At 69.6% G+C, this 21513-nt stretch carries 21 protein-coding genes; 10 read left to right on the top strand and 11 right to left on the bottom strand.

What is annotated here, in order from left to right:
• Positions 1-532 precede the first annotated feature (532 nt).
• Together ACZ56E_RS06425 and ACZ56E_RS06420 are read left to right on the top strand one after the other, a co-directional pair.
• On the top strand, positions 533-853 hold the full coding sequence (locus ACZ56E_RS06425; RefSeq protein ID WP_471211790.1) for a hypothetical protein: 321 nt from the start codon (positions 533-535) through the stop codon (positions 851-853).
• A 212-nt stretch (positions 854-1065) separates the two neighbouring features.
• Positions 1066-1971 (top strand): S1 family peptidase, encoded by a 906-nt coding sequence (locus ACZ56E_RS06420; protein ID WP_471211787.1) that lies wholly within the window; start codon positions 1066-1068, stop codon positions 1969-1971.
• A gap of 258 nt (positions 1972-2229) precedes the next feature.
• On the opposite strand, the gene ACZ56E_RS06415 is transcribed toward ACZ56E_RS06420, so the two are convergent.
• From ACZ56E_RS06415 to ACZ56E_RS06405, 3 genes are read right to left on the bottom strand one after another with little or no spacing between them, the layout of a single operon-like run.
• Positions 2230-2871, bottom strand: coding sequence for a hypothetical protein (locus tag ACZ56E_RS06415; RefSeq protein WP_471211784.1), 642 nt, complete (start codon positions 2869-2871; stop codon positions 2230-2232).
• Positions 2872-2928: 57 nt separating this feature from the next.
• Complete coding sequence (locus ACZ56E_RS06410; protein WP_471211781.1) at positions 2929-3483, bottom strand: DinB family protein; 555 nt, start codon at positions 3481-3483, stop codon at positions 2929-2931.
• Positions 3484-3543: 60 nt separating this feature from the next.
• Positions 3544-4281 (bottom strand): hypothetical protein, encoded by a 738-nt coding sequence (locus tag ACZ56E_RS06405; RefSeq protein WP_471211779.1) that lies wholly within the window; start codon positions 4279-4281, stop codon positions 3544-3546.
• A gap of 153 nt (positions 4282-4434) precedes the next feature.
• On the opposite strand from ACZ56E_RS06405, the gene ACZ56E_RS06400 reads away from it, so the two are divergent.
• A complete protein-coding gene (locus tag ACZ56E_RS06400) occupies positions 4435-5175 on the top strand; it encodes a hypothetical protein (protein WP_471211777.1) in 741 nt (246 codons plus the stop codon).
• Positions 5176-5343: 168 nt separating this feature from the next.
• On the opposite strand, the gene ACZ56E_RS06395 is transcribed toward ACZ56E_RS06400, so the two are convergent.
• A complete protein-coding gene (locus ACZ56E_RS06395) occupies positions 5344-5868 on the bottom strand; it encodes a hypothetical protein (RefSeq protein ID WP_471211774.1) in 525 nt (174 codons plus the stop codon).
• A gap of 83 nt (positions 5869-5951) precedes the next feature.
• On the opposite strand from ACZ56E_RS06395, the gene ACZ56E_RS06390 reads away from it, so the two are divergent.
• The 4 genes from ACZ56E_RS06390 (at position 5952) to ACZ56E_RS06375 (ending at position 9248) form a co-directional block, all read left to right on the top strand.
• On the top strand, positions 5952-6608 hold the full coding sequence (locus ACZ56E_RS06390; RefSeq protein WP_471211772.1) for a hypothetical protein: 657 nt from the start codon (positions 5952-5954) through the stop codon (positions 6606-6608).
• A gap of 153 nt (positions 6609-6761) precedes the next feature.
• Entirely contained in the window at positions 6762-7436 is a 675-nt protein-coding gene (locus ACZ56E_RS06385; RefSeq protein WP_471211771.1) for a hypothetical protein, read from the top strand.
• Entirely contained in the window at positions 7433-8524 is a 1092-nt protein-coding gene (locus tag ACZ56E_RS06380) for a hypothetical protein (RefSeq protein ID WP_471211769.1), read from the top strand. Before ACZ56E_RS06385 ends, ACZ56E_RS06380 begins: the two co-directional genes overlap by 4 nt.
• 31 nt (positions 8525-8555) lie before the next feature.
• Positions 8556-9248, top strand: a complete 693-nt coding sequence (locus ACZ56E_RS06375; RefSeq protein WP_471211767.1) for a hypothetical protein — start codon at positions 8556-8558, stop codon at positions 9246-9248.
• A 4-nt stretch (positions 9249-9252) separates the two neighbouring features.
• On the opposite strand, the gene ACZ56E_RS06370 is transcribed toward ACZ56E_RS06375, so the two are convergent.
• From ACZ56E_RS06370 to ACZ56E_RS06350, 5 genes are read right to left on the bottom strand one after another with little or no spacing between them, the layout of a single operon-like run.
• Positions 9253-9834: a hypothetical protein gene (locus ACZ56E_RS06370; RefSeq protein WP_471211765.1), complete on the bottom strand. Its 582-nt coding sequence runs from the start codon at positions 9832-9834 to the stop codon at positions 9253-9255.
• Positions 9831-10499: a hypothetical protein gene (locus tag ACZ56E_RS06365; protein ID WP_471211763.1), complete on the bottom strand. Its 669-nt coding sequence runs from the start codon at positions 10497-10499 to the stop codon at positions 9831-9833. Before ACZ56E_RS06365 ends, ACZ56E_RS06370 begins: the two co-directional genes overlap by 4 nt.
• Positions 10489-11079: a hypothetical protein gene (locus ACZ56E_RS06360; protein WP_471211762.1), complete on the bottom strand. Its 591-nt coding sequence runs from the start codon at positions 11077-11079 to the stop codon at positions 10489-10491. Before ACZ56E_RS06360 ends, ACZ56E_RS06365 begins: the two co-directional genes overlap by 11 nt.
• 17 nt (positions 11080-11096) lie before the next feature.
• Positions 11097-12314 (bottom strand): putative T7SS-secreted protein, encoded by a 1218-nt coding sequence (locus tag ACZ56E_RS06355; RefSeq protein WP_471211760.1) that lies wholly within the window; start codon positions 12312-12314, stop codon positions 11097-11099.
• Positions 12311-12622: a type VII secretion target gene (locus ACZ56E_RS06350; protein WP_468557187.1), complete on the bottom strand. Its 312-nt coding sequence runs from the start codon at positions 12620-12622 to the stop codon at positions 12311-12313. Before ACZ56E_RS06350 ends, ACZ56E_RS06355 begins: the two co-directional genes overlap by 4 nt.
• Before the next feature lie 148 nt (positions 12623-12770).
• On the opposite strand from ACZ56E_RS06350, the gene ACZ56E_RS06345 reads away from it, so the two are divergent.
• Positions 12771-13451: a hypothetical protein gene (locus tag ACZ56E_RS06345; protein ID WP_471211758.1), complete on the top strand. Its 681-nt coding sequence runs from the start codon at positions 12771-12773 to the stop codon at positions 13449-13451.
• A gap of 108 nt (positions 13452-13559) precedes the next feature.
• Here the strand turns inward: ACZ56E_RS06345 and ACZ56E_RS06340 are convergent, their stop codons facing one another.
• Positions 13560-13859: a WXG100 family type VII secretion target gene (locus ACZ56E_RS06340; protein ID WP_127910200.1), complete on the bottom strand. Its 300-nt coding sequence runs from the start codon at positions 13857-13859 to the stop codon at positions 13560-13562.
• A 289-nt stretch (positions 13860-14148) separates the two neighbouring features.
• Between ACZ56E_RS06340 and ACZ56E_RS06335 the strand changes: the two genes are divergently transcribed.
• Both ACZ56E_RS06335 and ACZ56E_RS06330 read left to right on the top strand, forming a co-directional pair.
• Positions 14149-18909: an FtsK/SpoIIIE domain-containing protein gene (locus ACZ56E_RS06335; RefSeq protein WP_471211756.1), complete on the top strand. Its 4761-nt coding sequence runs from the start codon at positions 14149-14151 to the stop codon at positions 18907-18909.
• 15 nt (positions 18910-18924) lie between these two features.
• Entirely contained in the window at positions 18925-19584 is a 660-nt protein-coding gene (locus ACZ56E_RS06330) for a hypothetical protein (RefSeq protein WP_471211754.1), read from the top strand.
• On the opposite strand, the gene ACZ56E_RS06325 is transcribed toward ACZ56E_RS06330, so the two are convergent.
• Complete coding sequence (locus ACZ56E_RS06325) at positions 19520-21202, bottom strand: serine/threonine-protein kinase (protein ID WP_471211751.1); 1683 nt, start codon at positions 21200-21202, stop codon at positions 19520-19522. The two genes, ACZ56E_RS06330 and ACZ56E_RS06325, sit on opposite strands and share 65 nt — an antisense overlap.
• Positions 21203-21513 lie beyond the last annotated feature (311 nt).

The raw sequence follows: 21513 nt of genomic DNA, 5'->3' as shown, positions 1-21513 counted from the left end.
CGTCCGTTTCCGGGGGTGGATATGTGTGCGTACGCGAAGTGCGGTGCCGTGCACCGGACTAGGCGCCGTGCCATGATCCGTCAGCCTCAGGGATGACGCCTCGGGGGGCGGGTCCGGTTCCCGCCCGCATCACTTGCCGCACTGCTTGCCACCTGACCCGTGAATCACGTGCACCTGACTCATGAAGGGACACGCCTCCACCATGGACACCCCCACCGAACACCCCTCACTCCTCCCCATAACCCACGCAACTCTCGCCGCGGATCCCCGACTTCTGGCGGCCGTACGGCGACACTCCTCATGGGGGCCGGAAGCTGGCTCTGGGGCCCTGGGGGCTCGGGGTGCTCGTGTGGCGCCGGTGGAAGCGGGAGTTGCGGCATCCGCTCCTGACCGGGTACCGCGAGGTGACGCGGAGGTGGGCCCTCGTCCGGAGGGTGACGCCGCACCGAAGCCCCCACCCGCCCCTACCACTACCGCTTTCGCCACCAGCCCCACCATTCCGCCCAAACCGGCTGCTGTCACGGCATATGAGGTGACAGTGGACCAGGGCGGCTGGCATGACGAGGCGGGCTGGCTCCTCTTGTTCGCGGGCGGGATCGGCATCGCCTGGGGCTACACGCAGGACGCCCCGGTGGGCTACCTGGCAGGTCTGCTCATTCCGTTGGCGATCGTGACGTGGCTGGCGGGCAGCCGCCAGGGCAAGGAGAAGCAAGAACTGCGGGACGCGGCGGTGGCGTACGTACGGGCAGTCGCGGCCGCGCAGGCGGCGGGGGCGCGGGCGCCGGAACTGTCACCGGCGTTGCAGAAGTTGCTGGCGGAGGAATCGGCCGGCGCCGGGGGACTCCCCGGGTGAACCGACGAACCCGCGACACCCGAGCGCGCGCCGGAATGAACCCGCACGACGCATTCCCCCTCTCTCCTTTCAGCGCGAGGGGAACCGTGCGAGATGATTGAACGGCTGACCAAATGCCGTTCAGGTCAACACCGTTGACCCCATTCTGGTCCGGACCTTTCGCGCGCTCAGTGAATACGCAATTCCTGCCGTACGAAAGAGAAGCCACCCCCATGCGTTTCAAGAGAACCCCCACCACCCCCACCGCCACCGCCCCCGCCCCCGCCCGCAAGACGTCCGTCGCCGCGGGCCTCGCCGCGACCACCGCCGCCCTCGCGATGGTCGCCACCTCCGCCCCGGCGGCGCACGCGATCATCGGCGGCACCGAAGTCCCGAACGACTCGTACCCGTTCATGACGGCGGTCCTGGACAAGGGCGCGGGCAGCGCGCGTGACCGTCAGTTCTGCGGCGCGAGCCTGGTCACGCCGGACACGGTCGTGACGGCGGCGCACTGCCTGGTCGACGAGGCGGGCAAGCCGGTCAAGGCGAAGACCCTCCAGGTGGCGGTGGGCCGTACCGTCCTGTCCTCCCGGCAGGGCCAGATACGCAACATCGCCAAGGACGGCGTGGTCGTGCACCCCCGCTACCTCAAGGGCAAGGAGGCGTACGACGTCGCCTTCCTCCAGCTGGAGAAGCCGGTCCGCGGCATCTCCGCGGTCGCGCTCCCCACGCAGGGCACCGACGCGCTGATCCGCCCGGGCCAGAAGGCGACGGTCGCGGGCTGGGGCAACACGGACACGGACCTGACCCACACGCCGGACCGCCTGCGCCAGGTGAGGGTCCCGATCCTCTCCCACGCGGAGTGCGGGACGAGCTACAAGGAGTACGACGCGAAGGTCAACTTCTGCGCCGGCGTGGAGACGAAGGACTCCTGCCAGGGCGACAGCGGCGGCCCCATCTTCCGCAAGGTCCCCGGCCGCGAGGCCCCGATCCTGATCGGCGTCGTCTCCTACGGCGACGGCTGCGGCGCACAGGGCGCCCCCGGCGTCTACACGTCCCTCAGCTCGAACAAGCTGTGGAAGACGCTGGACGAGTCCCGGTCGGGCAAGAAGATCAAGCGGGCGCTGAACCGCCGCTGACGCACGGCTGACACGGACGGGCGGCCCGGGGCGTACTTCCACGCCCCGGGCCGTTCGGCCTCCACCGGCGCGCCGGCGAACTCAGCGCCACTCGGCAGGATCGAGCGCAGCCGCCACGAACCCGTCTCCCACCGTGACGATCAGGCCGGACTGCCGCACTCTACGAACAGGGGGAAATGCTCCGCCCCGAGCAGGCTGTCCGCGCGGGTACGAAGACGACCCAGGGAGCGGAGGTCCCCCTGATGTCGAACCGTTTCACTACTCGACGAAGCGGAACGTGGACGTCACCGCGTCGAAGATGTCGAAGAAGGAGTCCGCGAGGCCGAGGACCTGGCTGCTGCCCGAGACTAGGGCGACCTTGCCCTCCTGGCCGGGGACCGGGATGAAGGTCTGCATCAGGACGACGCGGATCGTACGGTCGTCGCCGTCCACGGAGATGTCCTCGATGCCGTGCGTCCGGGCCGCGAGGCCGACGCCGGGGATGTCGACCGTCGTGACCTTCCGCCACGCGTCGCCCTCCCGCTTGGCCTCGCGCACGCCGAGCTGGGCGACGATGCGGTCCGGGTCGGTGGGGAGTACGTCGCCGTCGGGTGTGCGGGCGCCGACCAGGGAGACGGTGACCGATCCCGTGACCGGCGTATCGCCGCCGAAGCTCTCCGCCATGCAGCCGCAGTACAGCGCGCCGGACTGCCAGGCGTCCTTCGACGCCTTGCGCAGGAACGCCTCGAAGGTCTCCCGGTGCGGGGCCAGCTCCGGGCGGGCGCGGACACGGTCGTTGATCACCTGCCGGATGGCGGCGTCACGCGACTCGGGCCGCACGTCGAACTCCCACCACGTCTCCGGCACCTTGATGCTGAATCCGCCGCGCGCGATGGTCTGCGGTGCTGTGTAGCGGGCCATGGCTGGCACTCTCCCCGTCCCCCGGTCCGTCTGTTTCCGGCCGCCAGCCTACGGGGGCTACTCGCCGGTGGCTCCGTCGATCCGTTCCCTGAGCAGGTCGGCGTGGCCGTTGTGGCGGGCGTACTCCTCGATCATGTGCGTGAGGATGTAGCGCAGCGAGTACGTGTCGCCGCGGAAGTCGACGGTGGCGTCGAGGGAGTCGAGGGCGTCCACGATGGCGCGGGAGCGTGCGCACTCCGCGTGCCAGAGCTCGAACGCCTCGTCGGGATCGGCGTCCACCACGTCGAAGTCGGCCAGGTCGCCGGGTACGCGGCTCTTCCAGTTGGCCCGGACCGCCTCACCGTTGAGGACATTGCGGAACCAGCTCCGCTCGACCTCGGCGAGGTGCCGCACCAGCCCCAGCAGCGACATGTCGGACGGCGGCACGGCCCGCTCCTTGAGCTGCTCGGCGGTCAGCCCCGCGCACTTCATCGCGAGGGTCTCGCGCTGGTACTGGAGGAAGGCGGTGAGGGAGACGCGTTCGCCGGCGGCGGCGTGCGGGGGTTCGGTTCGGGGGGTGGGGGTGGGGGTGGAGGTGTGGGTGGTGGTCTGGGTGGAGGTCTTGTCGGGCATCGGGCCATCATGGCCGGGGCGGGGCGGCACTGTCTTGGTGGACACCTAGTGGACGGACGTTCACCTGTGCACGTCGGCCCGGCCCAGCTCCTGAAGCCCGGCGACCGTCACCTCACGCCGCTCTCCACCGCCGAGGTCCACCGTGCAGACACCGCCGGCCCACTCCGCACGCCGCACCTGACCGTGCCGGTTCTCCCACTCGACGTAACTGCCCTCCGCGCTGTCCAGCAGCCCCAATTCCCGGTGCAATGTCGCGTACTGGGTGAGCCCGCGCTCACGGCCGATGCTGTGGCTCCGCGTCCTGGTGTTGTCGTACCGCACCTTCACGAAAGGCACGGGTGTCCGGTCGAGCTTGGTCGGCCGGAGCATCTTGTGGAATCTCCCCCAGGCCTCTTCTTCCGTTTCCCTGCCGGAGAATTCCACCTGGTAGGCGGGGAAGAGCGCGTAGGTCAGCCTATTCAGTTCGGGATCGTCATGCGCGTGGTAACCGTGCACCGCGGGCGCCGCAACACCCACGGCGTCGAAAGGGCTGCCTTCGCACTGGAAACCTTCGAGGGAGGCCAACTGGGGCGTATCCCCGACGAATTCCGAACTGCACCGGCGCCCGAATTCGAGAAGCTCCCGAACAAGACCCTCGTCGCTCGCTCCCCGCACATTGACCTGGAGCAGGTGCCCACGGTCCGCGCTGAGCGCGGCGGTGAAGCTGAACAAGGGGTTGGGCGACCACCGCCAAGCGGCTTCCATATCGGGAAGCGGGGCGAATCCGGGGCGCCCGGAGAGTGCGGAGGCGAAGTCCATGGTGACCTCCTTACGGCGCGGACCGGCAAGAAGGCAAATGGGTGCGCTGGTTGTCCTGAAGAGGCCCTGAGTCGCCCGGGCCACCCGGGTCCCCTGGCTGACCCACCCAGTACAGTGCCGCGGACGCCCGCCACCGACAGGAGCCTCAGCCCCATGAAACGGACCCGGACCGCCCTCGCCGCGACCGCTCTCGCCCTCTTGTCCGTCACGGCCCTGAGCGGATGCGGAGGATCCGACTCGGGTTCCTCCGACGCCTCCAACGGTTCCGCCGACAAGGCGAAGGGATCCCCGGCGAAGCCCGCGGACCCGGCCGCCGAGCTCAGCCGCACCATCCTGGCCAAGAACGACGTCAAGGGCTTCACGGTCAAGAAGCCCGACGCCGAGTACGCGTTCGCCACGTCCCAGGGCCAGGTCAAGCTCGACAAGCCCGTCTGCGCCCCGATCGCCTACGCGACGAACCAGCTCCCCCTCGGCACCCCGAAGGCCGACCTGGTCCGTCTCGCCACGGGAGCGAAGGGGCCCGGCGCCTACACGTACGTCACGCTCGCCACCTACGAGAAGGGCGAGGCGAAGGCCACCCTGGCCGACCTCTCCAAGGCGATCCGCTCCTGCGGGGCGGGCTTCGCGGCCAAGGCGGGCGGCAACACGGGCGCGTTCTCCTCCGTCACTGCCGAACCCGCCGCCACGCCGAACGGCGCCGACGAGTCGGTCGCCTTCAGCGTCACGACGAAACACGAGGATGTCACCCACACCATGCGCGGCCAGGCGGCCCGCCACGGCGACACCCTCGCGCTCTACTACGCGGTGGACGGCTTGGCCTTCACCCAGTCACGCCCCGGCAACGCGAAGGTCAACAAGGCCGTCGTGGACGCGCAGAGCGCGAAGCTGGCGTAGGAACGCGTACTCCGCTCGCGGGGGGGGGAGGGAGGGAAAGGGGCGGTCGGCACGGCTGGATCTCGTGGGGCGCGGCCGAGAGCGGCCGCGGACTTTCGGACACGCGGCGTTACCCCGCCCCGGGATGCAGCCCTCCCAAATCCCAGGCCACTCCCCTACTCCCCCCACTCAACCAATCGGCCCCCAGTCCCTCCGCGGCCGTTCAACCTCATCCGCGGCGCCCCTCGCCGGGGCAGCAGCCGTACGCCGCCGCCCGGACCGCGCATCGCTCACCAGGCCGTACAGCAGGGCGACCAGCGCGCCGATCGCGGGCATTGCGAAGACCCCAGCGACGCCGAGCGAGAACCAGCCCTGGCTGTCACCGGCGTGCAGAGCGCGGATGCCGGTGACGGCGAAACACGTCACCAGCACGGCCCAGGGCAGCAGCCACGGCCAGAACCCGGGCTCGGGGACCGGCTCCTCGCGGCGGCCCTCGCTGTACGCCGCGTACCAGTACCGCGCACACCACCAGACCACCGTCCAGACGGACACCGCCATCGCCCCGAGCCCCACCCGCATCAGCCATCCGATGCCGTCATCGAACGCGCCGAAGGTCAGCCCGACCCCGAGTATCAACGTCACCAGGAAGAGCATCGTGCCGACGGCGAGACGGTGCCGGCGACTGCCGTCGAGAGCGCGGTGCGAGATGTACATGCCACCACTCTAGGAAGCGGGACGGGACCCCCTGGGTAACGTCACCCCGTTCGACATGCCCCTCGCCCCACCGGGAGCCGACCGTGAAACGCCGCACCATGCCCGTCGCCGCCGCGCTCGCCGCGACCGCTGCCCTGCTCCTGACGGCATGCGGCAGCGGCTCCGATTCCGGTTCCGATTCCGATGACACCATCAAGGGAGCGGATCAGGGGGAGAGCGCGGAAGCACCGGAGCCGAAAGCTTCCCCCACCGCTTGGGCCAAGGTCGCGGACTTCGGGCTCCCCGCTGACATCAAGGTCGAGATCGAGTCGAATGCGAGCGGTGACAAAGCAAAGGACCGGATCCTCGAGGAGCAGGCCGAGGCCCTCATGGCCCGGCAGCGGCTCTATGTGGACCTGGACCCCAATTCCCGTTTCCTGACGCGCTATTACGCCGGTGAGGCTCGCGAGTTCTACACCTCGGAGATCACGAAGGCGAAGGCGGAGGGCCGCAGCATCACCGGGACCTACCGCTACTACGACCGAAAGGTCGAGAAGAACACCGACGACCTCGCGATCGTGACCTACTGCGAGGACCGTTCCAAGGCGTACGCCAAGGACATCAGGTCCGGAAAGACCCGGAAGACGGAACCGACTCCCGAGGACTTCATCCGCAACACCGCGACGCTCCGGAAGACCGAGCACAACACCTGGCTGGTCCAGTCGTTCCGCGGCGAGACGGCGGCGAAGGAGTGCCGGTAGTCCGGGGCTTGGCCCGCCCCATCCGCGCGTCACGACACGGTGACAGTCGGCCAGAATGCGGCGACTTGTCCCGCTGTCGACCCTGGCGGAATCAGCGACCCCGCGGTTAACGTCGGCACGCTGAAGACACCCTCGCCCCACCGGGAGCCGACCGTGAACCGCCGCACCATGCCCGTCACCGCCGCGCTCGCCGCGACCGCTGCCCTGCTCCTGACGGCATGCGGCAGCGGGGACGACGGTGACTCGAAGGACAACGACAAGATCGCCGGGGCCGACGAGAACTCGGCGAAGCCGAAGAAGTCGGCGGACCCGTCAGGAGCCCCCGCCGCCGACAAACCGGACGGCGTGGACGTCTCGCTGCCGAAGAGCATGAACCTGGTCTTCGACTGGGACAAGCCGAAGGACAAGAACGAGGCGGCGGCGATGAACGACGCCGCGAACTTCATGCGTGCCATTTACCGGGGCGTCGACAAGCGGTCGACCAAGGACGCCGCCGTGACCGCCTACGGAACCGGCGAAGGGCTGCACTACGCCAAGGTGCAGATCAATGAGTGGATCAAGGGTGGCTGGACCGCGACAGGCACCCGGCGTCACTACCAGGCCACCACACGGTCCGCCCCGAACGGCAACTCCGTCGAGGTCGCGTTCTGTGCCGACACCGGGAAGTTCCACGGCAAGGAGATCAAGTCGGGGAAGGTCATCAAGACCGAGCCCAGCGCCAAGGACTTCGGCTACTACAAGATCGTCATGGTGAAGCACCCCACGGGCAAGGGCCTCTGGCAGGCGTCCAAGGTGTTCGTCGAAACGGAGGCGAAGAAGTGCCAGTGAACAGATCACGCTGCACATCCCTCAGTGCCGGCGCCACCACCCTGGCGCTCACCATCGGTGTTCTTGTCCTCGGGGGACCCAATGCCGCGGCGGAACCCGTCGACTTCGGCAAAGGAGGAGGAACGGAAGCGCAAGGCGGCGGCGACAAGTCCGGCAACGGCATCTACGCCGCCGCGAAAGTCCAGTACTCCGGAGCCGTCACCAAGGGCGGCGGCAGCGGCAATGTCGCCTCGGCCGACGTCAACTGGAACCCGCCGCCCTGCTGGTACGCCCCGACCTACGGCGCCAAGGAATTCAAGAAGAAGATGTCCAAGGAGCTCAAGGACGCCGCGAACTCGCCCGGGATGACCGGGCACGCGGGCGCGGCGATCAACGAGCTCCAGCGGCACTACGAGGACGACTACGGCTGGACGGACACTCCCGGCTACAAGGACTACAACGTCGACAAGGACGGCAAGGGGATGTTCTGGGCGGCCGTCGAGAACCCCGACGAGCCGGACATTCTGAAGCGGACCTCGTGCAGCGACATCCCGTTCTGGGTCGAGAACGGCGAGGCCCCGCCGCCCCAGTACGAGGAAGCCATCTCCCCGGAGATCCTCGCGGCCCTCGCCTACCAGCACATGGAGCTCCCGAAGACCAAGGTCACCCTTGCGCCCGACGGCACCACCAAGGTCAAGCTGCCCACGTGGGCGTGGCTCGACAAGGCCGCCTTCGACGAGGTGAAGGCGACCGCGGCCATCAACGTCCCCGGCTTCACCATCGAGGCGACGACGACCGCCAAGCCCAAGTCGCTCACGCTCGATCCCGGCACCGAGGACGCGACCACTCTCCCCGCCAACGGCGAATGCCCCATCGTCGACGGCAGGATCGGCGAACCCTACGCCCAGGGCAAGGCCAAGGAGACCCCACCCTGCGGCGTCGTCTACGGCCGATCGTCCGCCGGCGCCACCTTCCCCCTGAAGGCCTCCCTCACCTGGGAGATCAGCTGGACGGGCACGGGCCAGGACGCCCCGGTCGGCATGCCCGACGGGAAGATCGAGGCGGTCCAGGACGTCACCGTCGAGGAAGTCCAGTCGATCAACCGATGACAGCCGGCGACAGAGACGCGCGGAGCCAAGCATGACCGACGTTCCGCTGGAGGACCGAGTGAACGTCGCCTTCTCCCTCGACACGGACAGCGACGCCACCGTCTGGCCCGCGATGCCCATCCTCGGCGAAGGACGTGGCGCCGCCCGGGAGCGCAAGAAGTGGGCCCGCCGCACCTCGGAACTGCTCTGGGGGCTCGTCGACGACGAAACGGCCGACAAGAAGCAGATCAAGATGCTGGCGTTCGAGCTGGACTCGGTGGCGGAGCAGCTCCCCCGGACGGTCCCGGTGCATCAGGTCTTCCTCTACGTCCCCGACCCGCGCCGGGAGTTCCTCACCTTCCTCGTACACGCGGGCCCGAGCGAGGGCGACGTCGACGCGACGCTGGACGAGCTCGTCCAGAAGAAGGAGCCCGGGGCCGTACAGGACCCCGAGGTCATCGACTTCGACACCGAGCGTCTGGGCCGCGGCAAGCGCTCGATCCGTTACTTCGTCGCCGCCAAGGCCGAGTCCATGTGCGTCTCGGTGAATTACGCGTGGCGCATCGAATCCCTCGGCATCGACGTGATCGTACGGACCGTCGGCGAGGACATCGGCTGGATCACCTCGAACATCGACGAGTTCGACGCATTCGCCAGGAGCCTGTTCGTCAATCTCGACGCCCGACACAAGGGCCTGATTCCCCCACGCCCGGCTCGACCGTCGGGCCCCCTCCTGAACGGATAGTCCTTTACTCCACCCACGACAGTGAGCCCGCGATCGCGTCGCACAGCCGCTCCATCGGGCCTGCCATCCCGATGAGCGGTGCCGCGAAGGAAAGCGACACGTAGCCGACCGCGCCCGGCAGTTGGGCGTGGAGGTCGAGGGTCGTGGGTCCGAGGACACGTACAGCGGGACCCGCGGGGAGGTTCACCACCGATATCCGGCGGCGGGGGCTCCCGTCGTCGGGTTCTCTCAGTTCGAGCCACGCCGCGTACTGGTCCGGGTCCGCTGGTTTCGCTCCCAGGGGCATCAGCGACACCAGGAGCGAGGCGGGCATGCCACCGTCCCGTGAAGTCGTCAGCAGGTAGAACTCCATGGCCCCCCGCGCCCGACCGGCCTCCGCGGTGTTGCGGAGCGAGGCCCACACCTTCCGGGTGAGGTCCGGGGAGACATGGCGGCCCTCCGCCTGCCGGTCCACGAACGTCTTGAGCGTGCGGCGCCAGCGGTCCTGCGTGAGGTCGACGCGGAACCACTCACGGGGAACCAGGAGCCGGTAGTCGCTCGGGGCGGCCGCTCGCGGCACGGCGTCGGTCTCCGGTGCGTTCGTCACCCCGGCATCACCAAGGGAGATCCCTGGTCGTCGAAGAAGCGGACGCTCTTCACTATGCCGGCGAACATGGCGGAGAAGGTGTCCCACCCTTCGGCGGTCGGGGTGCCCATCTCCAGGACCAGAGCGGTTCCGTTGTTCACCGGGATCTGGACCTGTATGAAGGAGGTCTGGATGGCTTCGGGCTCCCCGGACTGGGTGAGGTTGCCGTCGACCGTGGCCGAGCGGCTGCCGACGCACGTCACCGCCGGGCCGCAGGGCAGCGACACCTCGCTCACCTCTCCGATGTCCAGGTGCCGCATCGTGGTGGCGATGAAGCCGGCGGGATGGCGTCCGGCCCTTTCGTCCAGGTCGGTCATGCTGACGTTGACCGTCGCGGTGCAGCGGACCCCTTCGACCTCGGTCGTGACGAAGCCGGCGTACTGAATGCCCGCCTCGATGAATTCGTCGTAGTTCAGCGCACACATGACGGCCCACTGAATCTGTACTTCCTCGTCGGCGCCGGGCAGCGAGGTCGCCGCGAACTCCAGAAGCTGGTCCGCGAGTTCGTCGGTGTCCTCGGCCTCGAAAGGCAGTTCAAGGAACCCTTCGGGCATGACCCAGCGGGCCTCTATGCCCTCGTCCCCCGTGAGGCTGAGGTGCGCCTCTTCGGCAATGTCAGTGGCCATCTGAACCTTCATTCTCGGACTGCCCGTTCTCGTCCGCCTCGGGGCGGAATTTCGCCGCGAAGGGGTACGGGCCGTAATGCGGGTAGTACGCCGGCACCTCGGCCCCTCCCCGGCGGGCCAAGTGCGCGATCTTCCGGTATGCGTGTGCTCGGGCACGCAGGTTCTGGCGGGCCGGATCGCCCCAGTGCGAGGCGGCGCTTCGTACGAAGAAGAAGAGCTGTGTCGCCACGACGACTCCCGCGATCGCCAGATAGGCCGTGCGGGAGGTGGAGGTTTCCCAGTACTGGGCCACGCCGCCCCAGTACGTCACGGCTCCGAAGCCCACGAGGGCGAGGGGCATGCCGTGCGCGAAGCCCGCCCGGAACATGGCCACCTCGTCCTGGTGCCGACGGCGCAACAGCACGAGCACCGCCCGGTCGTCCAGGAAGTCGAAGCGAAGGTCCTGACGGGCCTGGTCGGCGGCGCGCCTCGCCTCGGGAACGGCGGCGATCACTTCCCCGCCCACCAAAGTCACCACGTCACCGCCTCGGCGCCCGATGAACTCCCGGTCGCCGAGCGCCTCCCGCTCACCGTGCGCCATGGTCGCTCCTTCTGCCGTCAGGCCGCGAGAGCCGCGTTGAACGGCTTCGGCGAGGGCCGGGGCGAGGGGGACGGCGTGGGGGTGACGGCCGGCTTCTTGGGCGGTTCCTGGTATCCGGTCCGCTCGCCGTTCTCGCCGTGCATCATTTTGTTCAGAGCACTGGCGAGGCCCGCTCCCTTGATGGCCGCCGTGATCTTCTTTCCGTCGAGGAGTTCATTTCGGGCCTTGCGCCCCAGAATCTTGTTGGCAGTCTTGACCGCGACACCGTTCAGGAAGTTGTGCCCGACACCGTCAAGAGCGCGCAGGCCGCTGAAGCGGACAGCCTTGAGCTTGGAAAGACCCTTGAGGCCCTTCACCAGCTTGAAGCCCTTCAGGGCGCCGAGGCCGGGCAGCACTCCCAGCAGGTCGGTGCCCAGTTTCATGAAGTCGAGCTTTCCGCCGCGCGCGACCATGTCGTACGCGTGACCGGCAAGCGCGGCGGCGCTGGCCACCACGGCGAGCGTCGCGAAAATCGGCACAAGGAACTGCAGCGGTGGAACAAACGCACAGATCACAGCCAGAACGGAGAGTACGGCCGAAATGTTCGACAGTGCGTCCGCCCAGTCCGCGAGGAAGTTCATGAACCCGCCGGGATCCCGCACGTCGTCATGGTGCACGACGTTCTTGATGTGCTTGGCGGCCTTGTCTCCCGCGTCGTCGTAGATCTCGCGCGCATCGCTCACCAGCTTCCGCGCGCCGCCGATGCGGCGGAGGGAATCGGCTTCCTTCTCGACCCAGCGCTCGTACTCTTCTTTGTCCTTCGCGGGAATGTTGTTCATGGGGTACTTGTCGGTGAACTTCTTGACCTCGCGTTCGGCGATGTCGTGGTCCGCCTTGGCCTCGCGGTAGTCCCTCAGCGCCTTGTCCGCCTTCTTCTGCGCTCTGCGCATCTCGCTGGCGAACTCGTCCGAGCTTCCCTCGCGGACTTCCTCCCCGACGGCCTTGGCAGCCTCGTCGTACCGCTCGTACGCCTTCTTGAGCTTGTCCGCGGTGCCGCCCGCCATCTCGTGGAAGCCCCTGCCGGCTTCACTGTCCCAGCCCTCCACCGAGGAGAGGGCCTTGATGACCCGGGACTGCTCGTCGATCATGTCGGCCATCTTGCGGAGCTTGCGGCCGAGTTCGGCTACTTCCTCCGGATCGCCCGGAGTCGGGTCGTCATGCCACAGCGGCGGCCAGTCACTGTCCGTCCTGCTCATTTCTTCCCCTTGCTCTGCGCCTTGGCGCCCCGTATCGCCTCGGCCAACTCATGATCGATCTTGTCGTACGTCTTGGCGGCCGTGGAAGTGAACTCGGCCAGCTTCTCGAGTTCCTTCATGAGTTTCTTCCGCGTCTTCTTCCAGGTGTCCCCGAATTCCGAGAAGGCATCTTTCAGGCCACCATGGCCTACCGCATGCCCATACTCGTCAGCGGGATTGCCGTTCCGCTCGAACTCGCTGTGGATCTTGCCCAGGTCCCGCGAGCACTTCTTTATGGCGGCGAGATCCGCTTTTGTGTGGTCCCCCATGAGGACCACCCCCCTTCCGGCTGAGGCCGGCCGAGCGCCTGACAACGGCGGTCGCGCCAGCCGATTTCTTCCTCCCGGGCGCCACCCGGCACCCGATACCCTCTCGATTGCAGCAAGTCTGTTCCGTGCCGACGAGGAGAGTCCTGACGTGACATCCAGGGGCGACCAGCGCATGATCACCCAACGCCTCGGCATCCGGGCCGAAGCCGCGGGATGGTGCACGATCGACAAGATCCCCGAGCCCCCGGCCGACGCGCTTCGGGCAGCCGGTGAGCCGCGGCTGCGTCCCGCGGCCATGCCGCCGTTGGGCATGCTCGGCACGGCGCTGGCCGTACCTCTCCTGCCGTTCGTCACGCTGCTGTCCCTGCTGGACCGTCTCCGTGAGTTCTTGTTCGAGAACAACGGAGACGAGAATCGGCGGGCGCGTGAGGACGAGGCGCGGCTCAAGATACTCGTCGACAAGCAGGGGCTCGACCGCGTTTTCGACGGCAACTGGAGCGGAGAAGCAGGGCAGTTCCTGCTGCGCTGGTACAGCCATTCCTCTCACCATCAGCGTTTCGTCGTCGCGACCGAGGACGAGATCGTCCTGGCTGCTCCGCCGCGCCGCGTCTCGGTGGGGCGGGAGAAGCACATGGAGATCGTCGCCCGCCTGCCTGCCGGCGCCGCCGAGCTCGTCGACCCGTTCCACGGTGAGTTCCGGTCCCAGTTGCTGCTGCTGCAGTTTCGTGACGCGTCCTGGATCCGGCTCACGGCGGAGGAGTTCCGCAGTGAACTCCATATGCACGCCATTCGACGGCACACGGTTCAACAGCCCCAGAACGACAACTGAGCGGCGGTGCCGTCCTTCAGCCGCCGCTGACGGGACTGATAGGACACGGGGCAGGGTGTCGGAGCCGGCCTCCGACACCCCACTCCCCGTCGGCGTGACGCCGGTCGGCTACTTCCGCGCAGCCCGCCCCAGCTCGTCATCGATCTGCTCGTACTTGTCGGCGGCGTTCGTCAGGTAGTCGCCCATGCCGTCCAGGCCCTCGAGGGTCTTCTTCGCGCCCTCGACGAAGTCGTCGAAGTTCTCGTCGAACGCCTTCGAGGCGCTCTTCGTGACGAAGCCCGTCTCGACGAGGTTCTTGATGTACTTCTTCAGGCCGTCCAGCTTTTCGTTGAGCTTGTCCTTCTCCTTGACGACGTGCTTCGCCGCGTCACGCATGTCCTGATATGTGACATCAAGGTCCTTGGCCATGAGGCTCTCTCCTATCAACTCGCCGCAGGGCCAACCCCCGTGGCTCCTCTTTGCGGATGGTGCGATCTTCCGCTCGTGCGCCAGCAGCTTACGGGTGAGGTTGCTGGGAACGCAGCCCGGTTGAGTCACAGCTCTGCTATGAGCGAGTGCGAAGTGGTGGGCTTGGTTCCGGTATGGGGCAGGTGCGGGGAGTGTGTGCAGGCCGTTGCCTGTGGGAAGGGGGGAGCGGATACCGCCGGGCGCGAGCGGATATCGTCAGGCGCATTGTTCAGCTCCGGGGAGGACGATCGTGCGCCTGACTCTGACCGTCGTCGACCCGTTCGGCGGGGGCTCCGCCGACGTGGTTCTCGACGCCGATCCCGAGTCCACCGTGCAGGACATCGCGGTGGAACTGGCCCGGCAGGTCGGCCACAGCGGTGCGCAGATCATTCCGATCGGGCAGGGGCAGCAGGCGCCCGGCCGCGGCGCCCCGATGATCTACGTCGACGGGTACGCCGTCGATCCCACCGCCACCGTCGTCACCTCGCCGCTGCGCGAGGGCGCCATCGTGAGCCTCGACGATCCCGCCGGGTGTCTGCCCGGTGAGCCCTCCGGACTCGTCGAGCTGCGCGTCGCGAGCGGGGCCGCCGCAGGCGCCGTGCACCGGCTCGGGATCGGGCGTTACGACATCGGCAGTGGGCCCGCCTCGTACATCCGGATCGACGATCCCGAGATGGCTTCGCGCGCCCTCACGTTGTCAGTTGCAACCGACGGGACCTGCCACGTCACCCTCCACGGGGGAGAGAAGGAGAAGGAGGGCGTCACCGTCGACGGTGAGCCCTTCGGTGTGGAGAAGGAGGAGCCCGAGCCGGCCGGGGTGGCCGTGCCGCCCGAAGGGGAGTCCCGGAAGGAGCGGAAGGCCCGGGAGAAGCGGGAGAAGCAGGCGCGCAAGGAGTGGAAGGAGCGGCGGGACGCCCGGGTGAAGGCGCGGGCGAAAGGGCCGGCCGACACCGTCGCCTGGCCGCTCGGCGCGCAGATCGCCCTCGGCAACACCCTCCTCGAACTCGTCAGGTACACCCCTCCGAACGCCGCCCTCAAGTGGTCCGAGGACGGTGCCGGGCTCGACTACAACCGGCCCCCGCGGCTGCGCCCGCCCGAGCGCCAGACCTCCTTCCGGCTGCCCACCCCGCCCCGAGAGTACGAGGCGCGGCCGCTGCCGTGGCTGATGGCGCTGTTCCCGCTGGTCGGTGCCGTCGTCGCGGCGATGATCTTCGATCGCTGGTACTACCTGATCATGGCGGGACTGAGTCCCATCATGCTGTTCGGCAACTACTTCATGGACAAGAAGCACGGGCGCAAGTCCCATGCGAAGCAGGTCAAGGAGTACAAGGAGACCAAGGCGCGGATCGAGAAGGACGCGCAGGACGCGCTGGTCGCCGAGCGGCTCGACCGGCGCAGCGCCGTCCCCGACCCGGCCACCGTGCTCGCCCTGAGCACCGGGCCGCGGACCCGGCTGTGGGAGCGGCGGCGCACCGACGCCGATCACCTCCTGCTGCGCTTCGGCACCGGGCGGCTGCCCTCCGAGGTCGTGCTGGACGACCCGGAGAAGGACGACCACCGGCGGCAGGTGACCTGGCACATCGAGGACGCGCCGGTCGCCCTGCCGCTGAAGGGGCTCGGAGTCATCGGCATCGCGGGGCCCGACGACTCCGCGACCGCGCTCGGCCGCTGGGCGGTCGCGCAGGCCGCGACGCTGCACAGCCCGATGGACGTGCAGTTCTACGTGCTGACCGAGGCCACGTCGAAGGAGAGCTGGGACTGGGTGCGGTGGCTGCCGCACGCCCGTCCTTCGGGCGGCCAGGACATCAACGTCCTCATCGGGACGGACGCCGAGACCGTCGGCGCCCGCATAGGTGAGCTGACCCAGATCCTCGACGCGCGCGTGAAGGCCATGGAGGAGAACAAGGGACAGGGCGCGAACTTCTCCGATCCGGACATCGTCGTGGTGTGGGACGGGTCGCGGCGGCTGCGGTCCCTGCCGGGTGTGGTGCGGCTGCTGCGCGAGGGCCCCGCCGTGCACATGTACGCGCTCTGCCTCGACACCGAAGAACGGTTCCTGCCGGGCGAGTGCCAGGCCTTCGTGGTCGCCGAGCCGAAGCCGGACCCGAACGCCTACGCGAGCGGCATGGCCCCTCCGGCGCCCCGGGGTGCCGCGCACGCGCCCGCCCCGCCCCAGCAGGCCCCCGGTGCTTTCCCCTCCTTCCAGGCCTGGCACACCACCGCGCCCGACCCGCAGCAGGCCGACGCCCCGCGGGAGTTGAGGCTGCGCGTGGAGATGAGCGGGGCCGAGCGGCTGCGTGACGTGCGCCCGGACTTCGTGACGCCCGCCTGGTGTCTGCGGCTCGCGCGGTCCGTCTCGCCGCTGCGCGACATCAGCGGGGAGACCGAGGACTCCGCGCTGCCCGGGTCGAGCCGGCTGCTCGACGTGCTGCAGCTGGAGCCGCCGACGTCCGGTGCGATCACCGCCCGCTGGCAGGCGGGCGGGCAGTCGACGATGGCCGTCATCGGTGAGTCGTACGACGGTCCGTTCGGCATCGACATGCGCAAGGACGGGCCGCACGGTCTCATCGCCGGTACGACCGGTTCCGGTAAGTCCGAGCTGCTGCAGACCATCGTGGCCGCCCTCGCCGTGGCCAATACGCCCGAGAACATGACCTTCGTCCTTGTCGACTACAAGGGCGGGTCCGCGTTCAAGGACTGTGTGAAGCTGCCGCACACCGTCGGCATGGTCACCGACCTCGACGCGCACCTCGTCGAGCGCGCCCTCGAATCGCTGGGCGCCGAGCTGAAGCGGCGCGAGCACATCCTCGCTGACGCCGACGCCAAGGACATCGAGGACTACCAGGACCTCGTGCGGCGCGATCCGTCGCACGCACCCGTGCCCCGACTCCTCATCGTCATCGACGAGTTCGCGTCCATGGTGCGCGACCTGCCCGACTTCGTGACGGGCCTCGTCAACATCGCCCAGCGAGGCCGTTCGCTCGGCATCCACCTGCTCCTCGCCACCCAGCGGCCCTCCGGCGTCGTCTCCCCCGAGATCCGCGCCAACACCAACCTCCGCATCGCGCTGCGCGTGACGGACGGCGGCGAGTCCACCGACGTCATCGACTCCCCCGAGGCCGGGCACATCAGCAAGAACACCCCCGGTCGCGCCTATGTCCGGCTCGGGCACGCCTCGCTCGTGCCCTTCCAGTCGGGCCGCGTCGGTGGCCGCAGGCCCGGTGCCGCCGACCCGACGCTGCTCGCGCCCTGGGTCGACGCCCTGGACTGGTCGGCGCTCGGCCGCGCCTCGCTGGTGAAGCCGAAGGCGCAGGCCCGCGAGGAGGAGGAGATCACCGACCTGAAGGTCCTGGTCGACGAGATCATCGAGGCCAACCGGGTCATGGGCATCCCCGCCCAGCACAGCCCGTGGCTGCCCGCGCTCGGCGAGACCGTGCTGCTCGACGAGATCCCCGCGCCCGCGCCGCGCACGGCTCCCGGGGCGCTCACGCCCGCCGCGTACGGCGTCGAGGACCTGCCCGCCGACCAGGCGCGCCGCCCGGTCGTCGTGGACTTCGCGAGCTTCGGCCACCTGATGATCGGCGGCGCCCCGCGCTCCGGCCGCTCGCAGGTGCTCCGTACGATCGCGGGCTCCCTGGCGCGCACGCACTCCTGCGCCGACGTCCACCTGTACGGCATCGACTGCGGCAACGGCGCGCTCAACGCGCTGACCCGGCTTCCGCACTGCGGCGCCGTCGTCGGCCGCAACCAGACCGAGCGCGTGGTGCGCCTCATCAACCGCCTCAAGGGCGAACTCTCCCGCCGCCAGGACCTGTTGGCCGACAAGGGGTACGCGGACATCGGCGAGCAGCGGGCCGACGCCACCGAGGACGAGCGCCTGCCGCACCTGGTCGTGCTGCTCGACCGGTGGGAGGGCTGGCTGCCCACGCTCGGCGAGATCGACCACGGCTCGCTCACCGACGAGATCACCACGATCATGCGGGAGGGCGCGAGCGTCGGCATCCACATGGTGATGACCGGCGACCGGCAGATCCTGGTGGGCCGCATCTCCTCGCTCACCGAGGACAAGTACGGCCTGCGCCTCGCCGACCGCTCCGACTTCTCGATGCTCGGCATCCCGGCCCGCAAGGTCCCCGAGGAGATCGCGCCGGGCCGCGCCTTCCGCAACGAGAGCGGTACGGAGACGCAGTTCGCGCTGCTCTCCGAGGACTCGACGGGTCAGGGGCAGGCCGCCGCGATCGCCGCGATCGGCGAGCGGGCCGCGGCCCGCGACGCCGAAGTGCCGCGCCACCGCCGCCCGTTCCGCGTCGACACGCTGCCGAGCCGCATCACCTTCGAGGAGGCGTGGGAGCTCCGCGACCCGGAGGCCTCGCGCTCGAAGCTGTGGGCGCTGGTGGGCATCGGCGGCGACGAGGTCATGGGGTACGGCCCCGACCTGGCGCAGGGCGTGCCGGCGTTCGTCATCGCGGGCCCGGCGAAGTCGGGGCGCTCGACGGTCCTGATGAACATGGCGCGGTCGTTCCGCGCGCAGGGTGTACGTCTCGTCGTCGCCGCCCCGCGCCAGTCGCCGCTGCGTGAACTGGAGGGCGCCGAGGGCGTGTTGAAGGTGTTCACCGGTGACGACATCGACGAGGACGAGTTCGAGGAGCTCATCGACGGGGCGGACGCGTCGCCGGACGAGCCGGTCGTCGTCCTGATCGACGACGCCGAGATCCTGGAGGACGCGGACGCCGCGAGCCAGTTCAAGCGGATCATCCAGCGCGGCGCCGACCTGGGCCTCGCGCTGGTCCTCGCCGGTGACGAGGAGGACGTGTGCAGCGGCTTCTCGGGCTGGCAGGTCGACGCGAAGAAGGGGCGCCGCGGCATTCTGCTGTCGCCGCAGGACAGCTCCAGCGGCGAACTCATCGGGCTCAGGATCTCGCGCAGCGTGGTCGGCGGCCCGGTGACGCCCGGCAAGGGCATGCTGCACCTCGGCACCGGGGAACTCGCCACGCTGACCACTCCGTCGTAGGCGGAGGGGGCGTCCGTGGGCGGATCGGCGAAGAAGGCCCGGCGGCGGGCGGCGGGGGCCGCGCTGCGGTACGAGCATGTGCCGGGGGCGCGGACCTCGCCCCGGTCGGGGAAGCGGTCCGAGGAGCGTGAGCGGGGCGACTGGCTCTTCGGCTCGCTGATGTTCCTCACGGTGACCGTCGTGATCATGCTGTTCGCCCTGGCCGACATGGCCTGGGGCACCACGCTCTGGGGGGAGCTGGCCCCCGCCTGGCCCGGCGGGGGCTACGGTTTCGCGATCACCATCGGGCTGCTCGTGCCGCCCGCCGTCGCCGGGATCGTCGCCCCGCTGAAGCAGGCGAACTGGCGGAAGGAGACGGCCCGTTCGCTGGGCTGGGCGGTCGCCGCGCTGCCCGGCGTGGCGCTGTCGTGCCTGCTCCTGCTGCTCTGCTTCAGTGCGACCCGGCCCAAGCGCCGCCGCCGCGGCCCGGAGTGCTACGACCACGGCCGGTCCTGCTGGATCCAGGAGCAGTACCCCTACCTGTGGGTGCCCGGCATCGCCGCCGCCCTGCTGTGCGCGGCACTGGGCGGCTGGCTCGCGTACCGCTACGTCGAACGCCGCAAGGCCCGGCTCACTCCACCGGAGACAGCCGCGCCTTCGGATCCCCCGCCTTCGGGTCGTCCGACGTGTACATGAGCTTCTTGCCGTCGGGCCGCAGATAGACCGTGTGGGACGTCTGCGAGCACTGGCCGCCGTTGCCCTCCGCCCCCTTGCCCGTCGCCACGAGCCGCTCGGGTGTGGCCGACTTGAGGGTCAGGACGTCCGTGCAGGTGTTGCCGATCGGGTCGCGCTGCAGGACCGTGCCGAGGCGTTCGCCCGGCTTCGCCTGGCGCAGGGTGACCGTGAACGTGCCGAGAGGAATCGTGCCGCCGCTCGCGTCCGCCCGGCCGCGCCACGTGCCTAGATAGGCCTCGGGGACCTTCCCGGCGCCCGAGGAGTCGCCGGGCGCGCTGGGCGCGCCGGTCGCGGCCGGTGGCTGCGGTCCTTCGCCTCCCGACATGTCGTCGTCCTTCGGCAGCATCCCGAAGACGAACACCGAGCCGACCGTGACGGCGGCAAGGGCTCCGGCCACGGCGAGCGCGAGCGTACAGCTCACCTTGCGGCCGCGCCCGTCAGGCCCCTCCGGCACGGAGGTCGCGGCGACGGAGACGGAGAACTTGCCGGGCGAGGGCTCGGTGCGGGGCTCCGGCACCCGGTCGGCCCGCGGGGGCCACGCGGGGGCCGCGGCCGAGTCGTACGACGGGTCGGGCGGCCCGAACGAGCCTTCCACAGACGGGGCGTTGAACGGCACGGGACCGGAGGGAGCGTTCACCGAAGCCGCACCGGCCGCCGCCCCCGCCCCCGCCTCCACGCCCGCCCCCGTGTCCAGGTCCAGCAGCCGCACCGCGCTCCGGCTCACGCGTTCCACGACGGGGCCGGGCAGCCAGCCCGCCGCCACCAGCGCCGCCGCGCCCGCCGGGGCCAGGCGGCGGGCGAGCTCCTCCGGGGTGGGCCGCGCGGCCGCCTCCTTGGCCAGGCAGGCGGCGGCGAGCTCCCGCAGGTCACCGGTGAGCGCGCCCAGTTCGGGCTCCTCGTGGACGACTTTGTAGAGCAGCGCGGCCGACGAGTCGCCCGGGAAGGGTGACTCCCCCGTCGCCCCGTACACGAGGACCGCGCCGAGCGAGAAGACGTCCGCCGCGCCCGTGACGCCCTTGCCGAGGATCTGTTCGGGCGACATGTAGCCGGGGGAGCCGATGGAGACGCCGGTGGAGGTGAGCGACGCCGTGCCGTCGGTGGCGCGCGCGATGCCGAAGTCGATCAGGCGCGGCCCGTCGAGCGTGAGCAGTACGTTCGACGGCTTCACGTCGCGGTGGACGAGCCCCAGGCCGTGCACGTGCGCCAGGGCCTCGGCGAGGCCCGCCCCCAGGACGCGTACGGAGTGCTCGGGCAGCGGCCCGCCCTCGCGCACCGCCTCCGTCAGCGACGGACCCGCCGCGTACCCCGTGGCGACCCACGGAACGGACGCGTCCGGATCCGCGTCCAGGACGGGCGCCGTCCAGTCGCCGCCGACCCGGCGGGCCGCGTCGACCTCCCGGCGGAAGCGGGCCCGGAACTCCTCGTCGAGCGCGAAGTGCGGGTGCACGACCTTGACCGCGACGGTGCGGCCGCCCGCGCTGCGCCCCAGATAGACCCGGCCCATACCGCCCGAGCCGAGCCGGCCGAGCAGCCGGTAGGGCCCGATCGTGGTGGGTTCGCCGGCTTCGAGCGGTTGCATGACCGTGGCCTCCCCCAGGCGTGCTGTCCGGACACCTCGCGCGCCTCAGCACTCCGGATCAGCGTAGTGCGGAAGCGGGGGCGGTAACGCACCCGCCCGCATTCGCCGCCACACGTGCGCAATGACCAGAATGCTCCGCTACGTTCCCCTGACGCACCCCCGACGTACCCCTGTCCGGCAATTGCCGGAAGGCGAGAGCGGCAAGAGTCTGCCGTTCACCGTGGTGCCGCCTGGACGCAATCCGAAGGCCGGACGCTATTGCGTTATCGGCCGTATTCCGATATTGCCCGGGCGAATTGCCGCGCCTTCGC

Source organism: Streptomyces sp. NPDC039480 (assembly GCF_055597165.1).
This window is presented reverse-complemented; position numbering and strand designations above follow the sequence as displayed.

What these genes read in the sequence shown, in the direction of transcription:
- ACZ56E_RS06350 (WP_468557187.1), bottom strand. Translation starts at nt 12,622, where the DNA reads ATGGGGGACCACACAAAAGCGGATCTCGCCGCCATAAAGAAGTGCTCG.
- ACZ56E_RS06410 (WP_471211781.1), bottom strand. Translation starts at nt 3,483, where the DNA reads ATGCCCGACAAGACCTCCACCCAGACCACCACCCACACCTCCACCCCC.
- ACZ56E_RS06355 (WP_471211760.1), bottom strand. Translation starts at nt 12,314, where the DNA reads ATGAGCAGGACGGACAGTGACTGGCCGCCGCTGTGGCATGACGACCCG.
- ACZ56E_RS06375 (WP_471211767.1), top strand. Translation starts at nt 8,556, where the DNA reads ATGACCGACGTTCCGCTGGAGGACCGAGTGAACGTCGCCTTCTCCCTC.
- ACZ56E_RS06340 (WP_127910200.1), bottom strand. Translation starts at nt 13,859, where the DNA reads ATGGCCAAGGACCTTGATGTCACATATCAGGACATGCGTGACGCGGCG.
- ACZ56E_RS06405 (WP_471211779.1), bottom strand. Translation starts at nt 4,281, where the DNA reads ATGGACTTCGCCTCCGCACTCTCCGGGCGCCCCGGATTCGCCCCGCTT.
- ACZ56E_RS06360 (WP_471211762.1), bottom strand. Translation starts at nt 11,079, where the DNA reads ATGGCGCACGGTGAGCGGGAGGCGCTCGGCGACCGGGAGTTCATCGGG.
- ACZ56E_RS06365 (WP_471211763.1), bottom strand. Translation starts at nt 10,499, where the DNA reads ATGGCCACTGACATTGCCGAAGAGGCGCACCTCAGCCTCACGGGGGAC.
- ACZ56E_RS06420 (WP_471211787.1), top strand. Translation starts at nt 1,066, where the DNA reads ATGCGTTTCAAGAGAACCCCCACCACCCCCACCGCCACCGCCCCCGCC.
- ACZ56E_RS06400 (WP_471211777.1), top strand. Translation starts at nt 4,435, where the DNA reads ATGAAACGGACCCGGACCGCCCTCGCCGCGACCGCTCTCGCCCTCTTG.
- ACZ56E_RS06325 (WP_471211751.1), bottom strand. Translation starts at nt 21,202, where the DNA reads ATGCAACCGCTCGAAGCCGGCGAACCCACCACGATCGGGCCCTACCGG.
- ACZ56E_RS06415 (WP_471211784.1), bottom strand. Translation starts at nt 2,871, where the DNA reads ATGGCCCGCTACACAGCACCGCAGACCATCGCGCGCGGCGGATTCAGC.
- ACZ56E_RS06395 (WP_471211774.1), bottom strand. Translation starts at nt 5,868, where the DNA reads ATGTACATCTCGCACCGCGCTCTCGACGGCAGTCGCCGGCACCGTCTC.